This window comes from Streptomyces sp. SCPE 10, assembly GCF_051980735.1.
Lineage (GTDB): Bacteria > Actinomycetota > Actinomycetes > Streptomycetales > Streptomycetaceae > Streptomyces > Streptomyces misionensis.
Genome location: NZ_CP197069.1, coordinates 7,899,873 through 7,914,854, shown reverse-complemented (window position 1 = coordinate 7,914,854; position 14,982 = coordinate 7,899,873). Strand labels below are relative to the sequence as shown.

The 14,982-nt window shown below is 72.2% G+C and carries 11 protein-coding genes; 7 read left to right on the top strand and 4 right to left on the bottom strand.

Annotated features, from left to right (window positions below):
• Window positions 1–47 precede the first annotated feature (47 nt).
• On the top strand, window positions 48–1,007 hold the full coding sequence (locus tag ACSP97_RS35880) for a LysR family transcriptional regulator (protein WP_355151827.1): 960 nt from the start codon (window positions 48–50) through the stop codon (window positions 1,005–1,007).
• A 146-nt stretch (window positions 1,008–1,153) separates the two neighbouring features.
• Here the strand turns inward: ACSP97_RS35880 and ACSP97_RS35875 are convergent, their stop codons facing one another.
• On the bottom strand, window positions 1,154–2,827 hold the full coding sequence (locus tag ACSP97_RS35875) for an NAD-dependent malic enzyme (protein WP_440555950.1): 1,674 nt from the start codon (window positions 2,825–2,827) through the stop codon (window positions 1,154–1,156).
• A 315-nt stretch (window positions 2,828–3,142) separates the two neighbouring features.
• Entirely contained in the window at window positions 3,143–3,727 is a 585-nt protein-coding gene (locus ACSP97_RS35870) for a TetR/AcrR family transcriptional regulator (protein ID WP_388295549.1), read from the bottom strand.
• 160 nt (window positions 3,728–3,887) lie between these two features.
• Here ACSP97_RS35870 and ACSP97_RS35865 point away from each other — a divergent pair, with 160 nt between their 5' ends.
• Together ACSP97_RS35865 and ACSP97_RS35860 are read left to right on the top strand one after the other, a co-directional pair.
• A complete protein-coding gene (locus tag ACSP97_RS35865; RefSeq protein WP_388295547.1) occupies window positions 3,888–4,847 on the top strand; it encodes an SDR family NAD(P)-dependent oxidoreductase in 960 nt (319 codons plus the stop codon).
• A gap of 189 nt (window positions 4,848–5,036) precedes the next feature.
• Entirely contained in the window at window positions 5,037–5,969 is a 933-nt protein-coding gene (locus ACSP97_RS35860) for a glyoxalase (RefSeq protein WP_388295545.1), read from the top strand.
• A gap of 43 nt (window positions 5,970–6,012) precedes the next feature.
• Here the strand turns inward: ACSP97_RS35860 and murQ are convergent, their stop codons facing one another.
• Together murQ and ACSP97_RS35850 are read right to left on the bottom strand one after the other, a co-directional pair.
• Window positions 6,013–6,909, bottom strand: coding sequence for an N-acetylmuramic acid 6-phosphate etherase (gene murQ, locus ACSP97_RS35855; RefSeq protein ID WP_388295543.1), 897 nt, complete (start codon window positions 6,907–6,909; stop codon window positions 6,013–6,015).
• A 52-nt stretch (window positions 6,910–6,961) separates the two neighbouring features.
• Window positions 6,962–7,909 carry a MurR/RpiR family transcriptional regulator gene (locus tag ACSP97_RS35850; RefSeq protein WP_355527463.1) on the bottom strand — a complete coding sequence of 316 codons (948 nt, stop codon included), beginning with the start codon at window positions 7,907–7,909 and terminating at the stop codon, window positions 6,962–6,964.
• A gap of 213 nt (window positions 7,910–8,122) precedes the next feature.
• Here ACSP97_RS35850 and ACSP97_RS35845 point away from each other — a divergent pair, with 213 nt between their 5' ends.
• The 4 genes from ACSP97_RS35845 (at window position 8,123) to ACSP97_RS35830 (ending at window position 14,896) form a co-directional block, all read left to right on the top strand.
• A complete protein-coding gene (locus ACSP97_RS35845; RefSeq protein ID WP_440555949.1) occupies window positions 8,123–9,142 on the top strand; it encodes an N-acetylglucosamine kinase in 1,020 nt (339 codons plus the stop codon).
• A complete protein-coding gene (locus tag ACSP97_RS35840; protein WP_388295539.1) occupies window positions 9,130–10,695 on the top strand; it encodes a sodium:solute symporter in 1,566 nt (521 codons plus the stop codon). Before ACSP97_RS35845 ends, ACSP97_RS35840 begins: the two co-directional genes overlap by 13 nt.
• 136 nt (window positions 10,696–10,831) lie before the next feature.
• On the top strand, window positions 10,832–12,010 hold the full coding sequence (locus tag ACSP97_RS35835; protein ID WP_440555948.1) for an anhydro-N-acetylmuramic acid kinase: 1,179 nt from the start codon (window positions 10,832–10,834) through the stop codon (window positions 12,008–12,010).
• A gap of 21 nt (window positions 12,011–12,031) precedes the next feature.
• Window positions 12,032–14,896 carry an FAD-binding and (Fe-S)-binding domain-containing protein gene (locus tag ACSP97_RS35830; protein WP_440555947.1) on the top strand — a complete coding sequence of 955 codons (2,865 nt, stop codon included), beginning with the start codon at window positions 12,032–12,034 and terminating at the stop codon, window positions 14,894–14,896.
• The last annotated feature ends 86 nt before the right edge of the window (window positions 14,897–14,982 follow it).

Below are 14,982 nucleotides of genomic sequence, written 5' to 3'. Positions count from 1 at the left end.
TCCATGAGTCCAACGAAAGTTCAGAACATCTGCTATGCGTAAACGTCATGGACTTCACGGATGTGTCGTTGACCGCCCTGCGCGTCTTCCGCGCCGTGGCCGAGCAGGGAACCTTCACCGCGGCCGCCGCCTCGCTGGGCTACACGCAGTCGGCGGTGTCCCGGCAGATCGCGGCGATCGAACGGGCGGCGGGCGCCGAGTTGCTGGAGCGGCGCCGCGAGGGAGTACGGCTCACCGCGGCCGGCCGCGTCGTCATGAACCGCGCCACGATCGTGCTCGACCAGATCGAAGCGACCGCACGCGAACTGTCCGGCCTGCCAGGTCAAACCGGGACCGTCCGCCTGGGATGGTTCCCCAGCGCCGGCGCGGTGCTGGTGCCGCGGGCCCTTGCCGCCCTCCGCCGGACGGACCCCGACCTGCATGTCGTCGGCCGGGAGGGAAGCACGCCGGCACTGGTGCGCGCCCTACGGGCCGACCGTCTCGATCTGGCTCTGCTCGGTTCCGCGCCGCCGTTCAGACCGCCGGACACGGAGACGCCGCCGCTCGCCGTGCAGACCCTCACCGAACGGGCCCTGCGTCTGGCCGTGCCCGCCACCCACCCGCTCGCCCGCGGCGACTTCGTCGACGTGGCCGACCTGCGCGGGCAGCGCTGGATCGCAGGCTCCTCCTCGGGAGAGGACCGGCTGATGGGTGTCTGGCCGGGCCTGGACGAGCGGCCCGACATCGCGCACACCGCACGTGACTGGCTCGCCAAGCTCCACCTCGTCGCGGCCGGCTTCGGACTGACCACCGTACCCGCCACCCTCGCCCCGGCCGCACCACCGGGCGTACGCATCCTCCCCGTCCGAGGCGGCCCCCGGGAACAACGACGGCTGCTCCTGGCCCGTCTCCCCCAGCCGCCGAGTGAGCCGGTCACCCGCGTGGCAGCCGCCCTGCGCGCCGCGGCCCTCGACGCGGACACGCCCACTCCGCTCTCCTCCCCACCGAACGCTCCAACGCAGCGGTAAGCGTGGTGGAGCACTTCGGGCATCCAGTCGTGCTCGATGGAGAAAGGGATCAGGGACCGTTGTGGGGTCGTCGGGGCTTCGTCCTGAACCGGCCCGCCCGGCCCAGTCGGCCCGGTCGGCCCGGTCGGCCGCGGAGTGCTCCGTGCTCATGCCGTGGCTCCGTCGGTGTAGACCGGCTGCCACATGGCTTCCCGGACGGCCTTGGAGACGTCGGTCGGCTTGCTGGTGGCCACGCCGTCGTCCAGCGCCGCCTTGGCCACCGCGGTCGCGGTGACCGCCGAGGACTCCCGAAGGTTTTCCACGGGTGGCAGCAGGGATCCGCCCGGCCCCGACGGGTCGACCTGGTCCGCGACGGCCTGCGCCGCCGCAAGCAGCATGCCCGAAGTCACCTGGGACGCCCCGGAGACGATCGTGCCCAGGCCCAGTCCCGGGTACAGCAGCGCGTTGTTGGCCTGCCCGATCTGGTAGGTCGTACCGTCGTATTCCACGGGTGGGACGGGGATGCCGGCCGCCACCAGCGCCTTTCCCCCGGACCAGGCGATGACGTCGGCGGGCATGGCCTCGATCCGGGAGGTGGGATTGGAGAGCGGGAAGACGATCGGCCGCTCGGTGCCCTCGGACATGGCCTGGACGACCTCGCGGGTGAAGGCGCCGTGCACGGTGGAAGTGCCCAGCAAGATGGTGGGTTCGACCCGGCGCACCGTTTCCAGCAGCGAGATCGCGCCGTCGTCCCGCGCCCAGTCCGCGACCTCGTCCGGATCGCGCGCGTAGGGCTGCTGGAAGTCACGCAGGCCGTCCATGCCGCGGGTGAGCAGGCCCTGTTTGTCGATCAGCCACACGTGTGCGGCGGCCTGCTTCGGATCCGCACCGTCGCGGACCATCGCGTCGCACAGCTGGTCGGCGATGCCCACCCCGGCGGTCCCCGCGCCGAAGACGACCAGTTTCTGGTCCCGCATCCGCACACCGCTGACCTTGACGGCGGACAGGGCGGCGGCCAGCGTGATGGCTCCGGTGCCCTGCATGTCGTCGTTGAAGATCCGATAGCGGCCGCCGTACTGCTCCAGGATCCGCCGTGCGTTGCCGGGACCGAAGTCCTCGAAGTGCAGCAGCGCGTCGGGGAACGTGGACGACGCCGTCTCCAGGTACCTCTCGATGAACGCGTCGTAATCAGCGCCACGAACGCGGTGGTGCCGGTTGCCCAGGTACAGCGGATCCTCCAACAGCGACCTACGGTCCGTGCCCACGTCCAGCGACACGGGAACGACGCGGCGCGGGTCGATGCCGGCGGCCGCCGTGTAGACGGCGAGCTTGCCGACCGAGATCTGGATCCCTCCCACACCCCAGTCACCGATCCCCAGGATCTCCTCCGCGTCCGTGCACACGATCAAGTCGACGTCCCCAGACCCGAGCCGAAGCGTGGCGAAGGCCTTCTCCATGTCGTCGGGCCGGTCGATGGACAGGAAGACGCCGCGCGGGCTGCGGTACTCGTGGGAGTACTTCTCGATCGCCTCGCCCACGGTGGGGTCGTAGACGATGGGCAGGAGCTCCACGAGATGCTCGACGAGGACCCTGAAGTACAGGGTCTCGTTGCGGTCGTGGAGCTGTTCCAGATAGACGTTCTTGGCCAGGTCGCCGCTCTGCGCCTGCATCTGCTGGTAGGCACGCTGAGCCTGCTGCTCGAGTGCGAGCACTCCGGACGGCAGGCGCCCGGTGAGGCCGAGGGCCTCGCGATCCTCCGGGGTGAAGGCCACGCCACGGTTGCGCAGCGGATCGACCAGAACGCCGGGGATGGCCGAGGTCCGCGCGTGGCTCTCGGTCATGGGAATCTCCCTCTGTGCGAATGCCGTGCCGGCCCCGGCCGGGTGCTCACGTGGGCACGCTCCATGCCGCGGTCGCCGACGCGTCGAAGAGCGGCGGGGGACGTCCACGCCCGCCCATCGGGCGCGCGGCTGTGAACGGGGGGAGACCGGCGTCCGACGTGGGCCGGCGTTTGCCGGAACACCGCCCCGGGGCGCCCGCCCCGCCCATCGCGGTCGATCGCGGTCGACGCCTCATCGGTGCCCCGGTACGAATTCAGGCTAACTACCGGACGACGGGCTGCGCGACCTCGCCCGCATCGCGGGAGGACGAGCCCATCAGTTCGTCACGATGCCGTGCAGAAGCAGGTCGATGAGTCTGGTGGCCAGGTCGCGCCGCTCCTCGCTGGCGGCCATGAGGCTGATCCCGCCGAGGGCCATCAGCACGTCCTGGGCATCGACACCCGGCCGCGCCACTGACCGGTCCTCCAAAGCGGTGAGCAGGTGTGTGATGGCGTCGGCGAGCAGGGCCCGGGTGTGCAGCTTCTCGCTGTCGTCGGTCAACACCACGGCCAGCGCGTCGGCCATGCCCTGCTTGGCGGCCATGAAGTCGATGAAGCGCTCCATCCAGGACCGCAGCGCGTCCAGCGGTGGCTGTGCGGCCGTGAGGTGCGGTGCCGCCTCGCACAGGCGCCGCACCTCCTGTCGGTAGACCGCCTCGATCAGCAGCTCCTTGGACGGGAACCGGCGGTAGAGCGTGCCGACACCGACGCCCGCCGCACGGGCGATGTCCTTGACCGAGGCGCCCGCGCCCTCCCGGGCGAAGGCGACCGCCGCTGCTTCCAGCAGCCGGTCCTCGTTGCGCTGCGCGTCGGCGCGCAGGGCCCTGCGGGGCCGTGCTGCCTCCCCCTCGCGGCCGGTCATTCCCGACTCCCTTCCTGACACACTTGCAAGCGGAACTGGTTCCGCTTACTCTCGAAGCCGAACCGGAACCAGTTCCGGATCCGAGCCTACGACGGCGCCCCGTCTCCGCGCCATCGGCCGTGCGCTCGGCCCCATTCCACCGACCTTCTGGACGAGCCGCATGAACGACAACCTCATCACCACCCCGTTCGGCGCGCAGACGACCGCCGCCGAGGTGCTGGCCGGTATCGACCTCAGTGGCCGGCGTGCCATCGTCACCGGAGCAGGCTCCGGCATCGGGCGCGAGACCGCGCGTGTCCTGGCCGCCGCCGGCGCCGAGGTGACCATCGGCGTCCGTGACCTGGCGGCGGGCGAACAGGCCGCCGAGGAGATCGCCCCGGCGGGCGGCCCGGGAACGGTGCGCGCCGCGATGCTCGACCTCGCCGACCAGACGTCGGTGCGCGCCTTCGTCGAGGCATGGCGGGGGCCGCTGCACATCCTGGTCCTCAACGCCGGCGTGATGGCGTCGCCGCTCCAGCGGACGAAGGAGGGCTGGGAGATGCAGTTCGCCACCAACCACCTCGGCCACTTCGCCCTCGCGACCGGCCTGCACGGCGCCCTGACAGCAGCCCACGGCGCACGCGTGGTCGCCGTCAGCTCGGTCGGCCACGTCAACGGCGACGTCCTCTTCGACGACATCAACTTCGATCAGCACCCCTACGACCCGTGGGCGGCCTACAGCCAGTCCAAGACCGCCAACGTCCTGTTCACGGTCGAGGCGGCCCGCCGCTGGGCGTCCGACCTGATCGCCGTCAACGCCCTCAACCCGGGCCGCATCACCAGCACCCGCCTCGGCCGCCACATCGGGGACATCTCCAACAGCCCGGCCTCCTTCGAGGCCACCAGCACCGACGTGTCCTGGAAGACCATCGAGCAGGGCGCGGCGACCTCGGTGCTCCTCGCGGCCTCCCCGTTGGTCGAGGGCGTGACCGGCCGGTACTTCGAGGACTGCAACGAGGCCGGCCCGCACCGGCCCGGCGTGCGCCGGGGAGTGGCCGCCCACGCCGTGGACCCTCGGAACGCGGCCCGCCTGTGGCAGACCTCCCTCGACATGCTCGTGGCCGCCAGAGCGACCGCCTGACGGTGCCACGGCCTTCAGCGGCTCGAGACCTGGTCGTACGGTCTCCCATGCGGTCGGCGAGGTCGGTGAGGGCTGGGGGCTGTGCCCGGACGGTCAAGGTCCGCAGCCCTGCAAGAACACTCGGCGCCGGGTTTGTTGTCTACGTTCTCTTCCCATCACGCCCGATGATCAGGTGGAAGGGAACGGTAAATGAACAAGCGCAAGGCGATGGTGCGGTTGCTGCCTGCGTTACTGCTGGTGGTGAGCGTCGGCGGATTCGCGGCTCCGTCGTCGGCCGCGAGCCCGAACAGCGCTGCTCGACTCCCGGAGGCGACCACAGCGGTGGGGCCGCAGTACGACACCACGCACGTCTACGTCACCCCCGGCGCGATGGACGCGTTCGTCACCTGCTGGGAGGCGGTCTTCGGCGGGACCCACACCACCAAGGTCGTCACGGACGTCACGCCCACGCCCAGCACGACCGTGTCGGAACTGGTCCTCTCCCCTGTCGGCACCCTGTCCGTCTTCGACTTCCGCACGCCGGTCCCCTACCCGTTCGGCGCCGAACGCACCGGCTGGCTGATGAGCGACTTCGACAAGGGCGTACGGCGGGCCCGGTCGAGCGGGGCGGACGTCGTCGTGGCGCCCTTCGACGATCCCATCGGCCGCGACGCGGTCGTCCAGTTTCCAGGCGGCGTCAACGCCCAGCTGTACTGGCACACCAAGGCTCCGTCCTACGCGCCGTTGGAGACCGTGCCGGACAACCGTGTCTATCTGACCCGCGACTCGGCGAGGGCGTTCCTCACCTCGTACCTGCGGTTCACCGGCGGCCGGATCGTCTCCGACGACCGGTCCGCCGATGGGGGCCAGATCGGTGTGCCCGCCGAGACGTACCGCCGCGTCACCATCAGCTCCCCCTTCGGCAACACGGTGGTCAGCGTGACCGATGGGCACCTGCCGTACCCCTTCGGGCGGGAGACCACCGGCTACGCGGTGACGGACCTCGCCTCGACCTTGCACAGGGCTGAGGTCGCGGGCGCGAAGGTGCTCTGGGGACCGTACGCCTCCCAGGGCCGCACCAGCGCGATGGTGCAGTTCCCCGGTGGCTACGTGGCCGAGCTTCACGAGGGTGACGACCACTGATCGTCCCCGGTGGCGGTCGGCATGGCGAACGCCCCGGTGTGGTTCAGCGGCAGCCGACGGCCGCGCGTGTGTCGCCGCGGGCCTCGTCGAGGCGCCGGACGGCCTCCTCGGCGGTGCAGTGGGCCAAGAGCATGACGACAGCCGTCTTGGCGTGGCCGCCGGCCGCCCGCAGGGCCTCCGCGGCGGTGCGGGAGTCGGCGCCCGTGGCCTCGACGACCATACGGCGGGCCCGGTCGACGAGCTTGTCGTTGCTGGCCCGCACGTCGACCATGAGATTGCCGTAGACCTTGCCGAGGCGCACCATCGAGGCGGTCGAGAGCATGTTGCAGACCATCTTCTCGGCGGTGCCGGCCTTGAGCCGGGTCGATCCGGTGAGGATCTCGGGACCGGTGGGGACCTCGATCGGGATGTCGGCGTAGCGGCTGACCACCGCGTCGCGGTTGCAGGCGACCGACACGGTGACCGCCCCCTTGGCGGCGGCGTGCCGCAGACCTCCGACGACGTAGGGGGTGCGGCCGCTGGCGGCGAGTCCGACCACCGTGTCCCGGTCGTTCACGCCCGTCTCGTCGAGGTCGGCGATCGCTCTGGCGGGTTGGTCCTCGGCTCCCTCGACCGCCACCACGAAGGCTCCCGGTCCGCCGGAGAGCAGACCGACGACCTGATCGGGGGAGGTGCCGAAGGTCGGGGGGCACTCGACGGCGTCCAGCAAACCGATGCGGCCACTGGTGCCGGCACCGAGGTAGATCAGCCGTCCGCCTCGCCGCAGGGACTCGGTGATCGCCTCGACGGCACTCCCGATCTCCGGGAGGGCGTCGCGTACGGCGAGGGCGACGGTCTGGTCTTCGGCGTTCATGACCGAGAGCAGTTCGGAGACCGGCATGCGGTCCAGTTCGGCGGTCCGCTCGTTGCGCGTCTCGGTGCCGAGTGTGCTGAGGTCCACGACGTGGACGTCCTTTCGTGGTGGCGCTGACAGGCGGGTAGGGGGCGGGCGGTCAGTCGCCGGCCGGAGGACGGCGCCGCGGCTGCCGGCGCGTGCGACGCTGGACGGCCCCGTGGGTCTTCTGCAGGGCCGCGGTCGTGGCGTCGAAAGAGCGCTGGGCGACACCGACGAACAGGCAGTCGATGAGCGCGAGTTGAGCGATGCGGCTGACGGTCGCGCCGGAGCGGAAGGGAGTCTCCCGGGCGCAGGTCGTCAGCACGAGGTCCGCGCTCTTGGCCAGGGTGGAGCGCGCCGCGTTGGTCAGGGCGATGGTGGTGGCGCCGCGCGCCGCGGCGGCCTGGAGGGGCTCGATGGTGTCCTCGGTCTCCCCGGAGTGGGAGATGGCCAGGGCGACGTCGCCGGGTCCGAGGAGGGCGGCGGCGGTGAGGGCGGCGTGCCGGTCGGTCCAGACGAACGCCATGTGACCGATGCGGTGGAGCTTCTGGTGCAGGTCCTGGCCGACGAAGGCGCTGGCGCCGGCGCCGAAGATGTCGACCCGTCGGGCGCCGGCCACGGCCTCGACCGCGTGGCCCAGTGCCTCCACGTCCAGCCCGGCCCCGGTGTCCTCCAGGGCACGCACCTCGTTGTAGACGATCTTGCCGACGATCTCGCCCAGCGTGTCCGTGGCGCTGATGTCGGTGCCCGGCACCGGGCGTTCGCCGCCGAGGGCGTGCTCGCTGGCCGCCGCCGCGGCCAGCGAGAGACGCAACTGCGGGTAGCTGGTGATCCCTATGCCCCGGCAGAAGCGCATCACCGTGGCCACCGAGGTGTCGGCCCGTTCGCCGAGCGCGCTGATGGACAGTTCCGACGCCTGTCCAGGACCGGCGAGGACAGCCTCGGCCACCCGCCGCTCCGCCGGGGCCAGGGACGGCAGCGCCATCCGAATGCGCGTCAGGACCTCGGCGGGGGAGGCGTCGTCCGCCGGCTGGGCCGGTGCGCGAAGTGGTTCACGGCGGGCCATGGGGCCGCTCCCTTCTGAGGGGCTCGGTCACACGGTAACCAGGGCCCGGCGCGCGGGTCAAAAATTTACGCTTTCATCTTTCGCGAGGTTACTTATTGACTTCTCCAGGCAAGCCTCCTGATACTCGCTGGACCGCGATCCGGTCCGGTCGCATTCCGGCCGATCTGTGACCACCCGTCGCGATACATCCCCGCAGACGCGAAGGCATGCCGTATGACAACTGCAGTAGCGGTGGACCTGGGGAAGACCGGCTGCCGTGCCGTGTTGTGGAACGACGACGGCGGGCACGCCCAGAGGGTCCACGAGGTGCCCGGGGCCCCCGGACTCGCCGCCGATGACGGAGTGGCGACCGCCCATGCCGCCGTGCGCGCCGCCGTCCTCCCCCTCCTGGACCGGGAACCGTCGCTGCGACCGGCGGCGGTCTGCGTGGGCGCCGCAGGGGCGGCCGCCGCACCCGAGGCGGCCCATGCCCTGGCCCGCCTGCTCCTGGAGGATCTCGCCGCGAACGAGGTGGCGGTGACCAGCGACGCGGTCACCGCTCACGCGGGCGCCCTCGGCGGCCGCACCGGCGTGGTCCTCGCGATCGGCACCGGATCCGTCGCGATCGGCATCGGGGACGACGGCTCGTACGCCCGCGTCGACGGCTGGGGGCCCTGGCTCGGCGACGAGGGCAGTGATGCCTGGATCGGCGCGGCCGGGCTGCGGGCCGCACTGCGGGCCCATGACGGGCGCGGACCGGGCACCGCGTTGCTGGCCGCCGCCGTCAAACGCTTCGGCGAACCCGGCCTGCTGCCCTCGGCGGTCGGCCGCGGGGGCAACCCTGCCCGTACCGTGGCGTCCTTCGCCCCGGACGTGGCCCGGGCGGCCGCCGCGGGCGACACGACGGCAAACGCGATCGTCCGGTCCGCGGCCGCGGCGCTCGGCGAGACCGTGCTCGCCGCCGCCCGTCGCATCGGCGGAGGCGGCGCCCTCGCCGTCACGGTCACCGGTGGGCTCACCGGCCTCGGCGAACCGCTCCTCGGCCCGCTGCGGTCGGCGCTGGCCGGCTCCCCACACCCTCTCGACCCGCGGCCCCCGCTCGGGGATCCGCTGGACGGCGCGCGCCTCCTGGCCCTGGACGCGTCGGCGCCGCACGAACCCCACGTCGCCCGTGTACGGCGAGCGACGCTCACTGCCCCCACCCCGCCGGTGACAACGTCGGCCGTATCTCAGGAGTGCGCATGCGCCAACTAGACCTCGTGGTGATCGTCGTCTATCTGGTGGCGATCGCCGTGATCGGACTGCGCCTGGCCGGCCGGCAGAGCACCTCGAAGGACTACTTCGTCGGCGAAGGCAGCATGCCGTGGTGGACGGTCTCGTTCTCCGTGGTGGCCACCGAGACCAGCGTGCTCACCGTCATCAGCGTGCCTGGCGGCGCGTACAGCGGGCAGGGCTTCGGAAACGTCGAACTGGCCCTCGGCTACGTCATCGGCCGCGTCGTCGTGGCCACCGTCCTGATCCCCCTGTACAAGCGCGGCGGCTTCGTCAGCGCCTACCAGTACCTGGGCAACAGATTCGGGCTGAAGCTGCAGGGGCTCGCCTCGGTGACGTTCGTCTTCACCCGGCTCCTCGCGGAGGGCGTCCGGCTGTTCGCCTCCGCCATCCCGATCAAGCTGCTGCTCGACGAGTTCGGTGTGCACGCGAGCTACCGGCTGATCATCATCGTGCTCACGGTGATCACCGTCGCCTACACCTACCTCGGCGGAATCAAGGCCGTCATCTGGACCGACGCCATCCAGATGGGCCTGTACCTGGGCGGCGCGGTCCTCGCCATCGCCGTACTGTCCGGCCATGTCGGAGCGGACGGGTTCTCACAGGCGCTGCACAGCGGCCACTTCAGGCTGTTCGACACCGACTTCACCCTGGCGCACATTCTGACCAGCCCGTTCGCCCTGCCCACCGCGATCGTCGGCGGCGCCATCTTCGCCATGGCCAGCCACGGCTCCGACCAGTTGATCGTCCAGCGCGTCCTGGCCACCCGCTCGCTGCGCGACGGCCAGAAGGCCATGATCGCCTCCGGTGTCTTCGTCACCCTCCAGTTCGCCGCCTTCTCGCTCGTCGGCGCTCTGCTGTGGTCGTACAACCAGGGCAAGGACTTCAAGGCACTGGGCCTCAGCAGCACCGACAACCTCTACCCGAGCTTCATCCTGCACGGACTGCCCGTGGTGATCTCCGGTCTGCTCGTGGCGGGCATCCTCGGCGCCGCGATGGGCTCCTTGTCCTCGGCGCTGAACTCCATGTCGAACTCGACGGTCGCCGACATCATCCACAGTTTCTTCCGCAGCACGCCCTCCGAGAAGTCGCTGCTGAAACTCGCCCGGGTGATGACGCTGGTGTGGGCCGTGCTGATGGCCGTCTTCGCCTGCGCCTTCAGTACCAGTACGGGCAATGTGTATCTGACGGGGCTGACGATCGCGGGCTACACCTACGGCGCCCTGCTCGGCGCGTTCCTGCTCGGGCGCATCGTCCGGCGCGCCAACGAGACCGACTCCGTCGTGGCCTTCCTGGTGACGATCGGCGTGATGACGTACATCGTGCGCGGCGTCAAGATCGACGTCACCGTGGCCGGAGCCACCGTGCCGACGGCGATCGCCGCCCAGTGGCTCGTACCGATCGGCGTGGTGATCACCCTGGCCGTCGGCGGCCTGATGAGCCTGTTCCACCGCGCCCCCGAGACCACCGAGGCCGCGGTGGGCGACAGCGGGCCGGGCGCCGACCCCGTCGTGGCGGTGGCCGACCGGAAGTGACGTCACACACCTCGGCCGGTGCGGGGCCGTCCCCCGGTCCCGCACCGGTCTCGCACCAACGGCCCCTCGGGAGACAAGCCATGCCGCAACCGCAGCCGACCCCGCCTTCGCGGCGGACCGAGTGCCAGGAGGCGCCGTGCGTGTGATCGGCCTGATGTCGGGCACCTCGTTCGACGCCATCGAGGTCGCCGCCGCGGACCTCACCCTGGACGGCGAGACCCTCTTCCTGCGACCCCTCGGGCACCTCTCCGTCCCCTACCACGACGACCTGCGCGACCTCATCGCCGCCACCTTGCCGCCCGCCGCGACGACCACACAGGCCATCTGCGCGCTGGACACCGGCGTCGGCCAGGCCTTCGCCGGCGCGGCCGCGCGCGCCCTGCGGGAGCTGTGCGACGGCACCGCCGACCTCGTGGTCTCGCACGGGCAGACCCTGCACCACTGGGTCGAGGACGGTACCGTCCGCGGCACCCTCCAACTGGGCCAGCCCGCGTGGATCGCCGAGGCCACCGGGCTCCCGGTGGTCTCCGATCTGCGCAGCCGGGACGTGGCGGCGGGCGGGCAGGGCGCCCCGCTGGTCGGCATGACCGACGCGCTGCTGCTGCACGCCCTGCCCGGCACGCCTGCCGCGCTGAACCTGGGCGGCATCGCCAACATGACCGTCCTCGCACCCGGTGCCGAACCGCTGGCCTTCGACACCGGCCCCGCCAACGCCCTGCTGGACGCGGCCGTACGGCACTTCACGGGCGGCGCCGCCGCCTACGACGAGGACGGACGCAGGGCCGCCGCCGGCCGCACCAACCCGCACCTGCTGCGCGCTCTCCTGGGCGACCCCTACTACCGCAGGCCCGCTCCCAAGAGCACCGGGAAGGAGCACTTCCACCTGCCCTACCTGCTCCGGGCGCTGGAGACCGCGCCCACCCCGGACGCCGATGACGTGCTGGCCACCCTGACCCGGCTCACCGCCATCACCGTGGCCGACGCCTGCCGCGCCCACAAGGTCAGCGAACTCGTCGTCTCCGGCGGCGGCACCCGGAACCCGGTGCTCATGCGCATGATCGAACAGGAACTGCCCGGTGTGCGGCTGCGCCCCAGTGACGACCTGGGCCTGCCCTCCGACGCCAAGGAGGCCCTGGCCTTCGCCGTCCTCGGCTTCCTCACGGTGCACGGGCTGCCCGGCACCCTGCCCTCGGGCACCGGCGCCCGCCGCGCCACGCTGCTCGGCAGCATCACCCCCGGCTCGACGCCGTTGCGCCTGCCCGAACCCGCCGTACGGCCACCGCGCCTGCTACGTGTCGACCGTCCCGCCCACTGAACCGCCCACCAGCGAGGATCCATGAGTCGCACCGCCGCCACACCCACCGCAGCACCGGACGCCCCGGAGCGGGCCGCCGGCCTCGCCGAGATGCTGGCCACGTGCGTAGGCGACCCGGCCCGGGTGACCACCGACGTGCCCCGCAGGATCGCCGCCGCGCACGACGCGTCGCCCTACCTCTTCACCCCGCGGGCCGTCGTACGAGCCGTTTCCGCCGCCGAGGTGGGCGCCCTGATGGCCGGGGCCCGTGCGGCCGGTGTGCCACTCACGTTCCGTTCGGGCGGCACCAGCCTGGCGGGGCAGTCGGGCGGCGACGGCATCCTCGTGGACGTCCGCAGTCACTGGCGCGCCGCCGAGGTCCTCGACGACGGCCTGCGCATCCGTCTGCAACCCGGACTGACGATGCGTCAGGCCAACGCGCGGCTCGCCCGCCACGGGCGCAGGCTGGGCCCCGACCCGGCGAGCGAGTCCGCCTGCACCATCGGCGGCATGGTGGCCAACAACTCCAGCGGCATGACGTGCGGCACCCGGGACAACGCCTACCGGACCATGGAGTCCTTGCAGTTCGTGCTGCCCTCGGGCACCGTCGTCGACACCGCGGCGCCCGACGCCGACCAGGAACTGCGCGCCCGTGAACCCGAACTGCACGCGGGGCTGCTCGGGCTGCGCGACCGCGTCCGCGCCTCGGCACGTTCCCGCGCCACCGTCGAGCGGCTGTTCTCGATGAAGAACACCATGGGCTACGGCCTCAACTCGTTCCTGGACCACACCGATCCCGCCGACATCCTCGCCCACCTCATGATCGGCAGCGAGGGCACCCTCGGCTTCGTCGGCGAGGCCGTCTTCCGTACCGTACCCCTCCTGCCGCACACCGCCACCGGTCTGCTGGTGCTGCCCGGGCTCGCCGAGGCCACCGACGCGCTGCCCGCGCTGCTGGCCGCCGGAGCCCGCACCGCCGAGCTCCTCGACGCCGCGTCACTGCGGGTGGCGCAGCGCTCCCCCGACCCCGTCGACGAAGTGCGCGGGCTGCGCGTCGAGCGGCACGCCGCCCTGCTGGTCGAATTCGCCGAGGACGACCCCGCGTCGCTTGAGGAGCGGGTGGCCGCCGCGCAGCCGGTGCTGGACAGCCTGCCCACCGTCACCGGCACCACGTTGGTGCGCGACCCGCGCGTCAGGGCGCGCCTCTGGCATCTGCGCAAGGGCCTGTACACCGCGGTCGCCGGCGCCCGCCGTCCGGGCACCACCGCGCTGCTGGAGGACATCGCGGTGCCGATGGAACGGCTCACCCGCACGTGCGAGGGCCTGATCGGGCTCTTCGACCGGCACGGCTACCAGGACGCGGTGATCTTCGGCCACGCCCGCGACGGCAACCTGCACTTCATGCTCACCCAGGACTTCGGCTCCGCCCCGGAGATCGAGCGATACGCCCGGTTCACCGACGCGATGGTCGACCTCGTCCTGGACGCCGGCGGCACGCTGAAGGCCGAGCACGGCACCGGCCGGGCGATGGCTCCCTTCGTCCGCCGCCAGTACGGCGACGAACTGTACGACGTCATGCGCGAGTTGAAGCGGCTGTGCGACCCGCACGGCGTGCTCAACCCGGGTGTGCTCCTGGAGGACGACCCGGCCGCGCACCTGCGCGACCTCAAGAGCGTTCCCGAGGTCGATCCCGCCGTCGACGCGTGCGTCGAGTGCGGCTACTGCGAACCCGTCTGCCCCACGGCGGACGCCACCACGACGCCCCGCCAGCGCATCGCCCTGCGGCGCGAGATCGCGCTCGCCACCGCCGCCGGTGAGGACGAACGCCGCCGCGCGCTGGAAGCCGACTACGCCTACGCGGCCGTGGACAGCTGCGCGGCCGACAGCCTCTGCGTCACCGCCTGCCCGGTCGCCATCGACACCGGCGCGGTGATGAAGCGCCTGCGCGCCGAACGCCACGGTGCCGCCGCACAGCACGCGGCGAGCGTGACGGCCCGGCACTGGGCGGGCGCGGTCCGGGGCGTGCGCCTCGCACTCGACGCGGCACATGCCGTGCCCGCCCCGGCCGTGCGCGCCGCGACCGGCGCCGTGCGGCGGCTCGGGGCCGGGGAACTGGTGCCCGAATGGGCCGACGACATTCCGCGCGGCGGCCCGGCCCGTCCGGCGCCCCGGCGGCCCGGGGCGGCACGGGCGGTGTTCTTCGCCGCCTGCATCGGCAGCGTCTTCGCCGCAGAAGGTGCCTCCGACGGCGCGGCGGCGGCCTTCCTGCGGCTGTGCGACCGGGCCGGTGTGCCCGTCGTCGTGCCCGAGGGGCTGTCCGGCCTGTGCTGCGGCACCCCATGGCAGTCCAAGGGCTACACCGCCGGCCATCGCGCCATGGCCGCCCGCACGCTCCAGGCGCTGTGGGAGGCGAGCGACCGGGGCCGGCTGCCCGTGGTCTGCGACGCGTCCTCCTGCACCCACGGCCTGGAGCAACTGTCCGGCGCCCTCCCGGAGTCCGAACGCGCCCGCTTCGCCGCCCTGCGCTTCGTCGACAGCGTCGTCTTCACGGCCGAGCACCTGCTTCCCGCGCTCCCCGAGCCCCGCCGCCTGCCGCGTCTCGCCCTGCACCCCACCTGCTCCACCGTGCACCTGGGCATCGACGGGGCCCTGCGCACCGTGGCCGCCGCGGTGGGCGACGAGGTCACCGTGCCCGACAACTGGGGCTGCTGCGCATTCGCCGGCGACCGCGGCCTGCTGCACCCGGAGGTCACCGCGAGCGCCACCGCCGCCCAGGCCGCCGAGATCACCGCGGGCACCCATGACGCGTACGTCTCCTGCAACCGCACCTGCGAGATGGGCATGACCCGCGCCACCGGCCGCCCCTACCGGCACGTACTGGAACTCCTCGACGAAGCCACGGCCTGATCCCCCGGGAGCAGGGCCCGCCTCGGCCTTCGGGCACCGCCGTCCTCGTCGAGCGGGTTGTTCACGGCCGGCAGCGGGCACTCCGC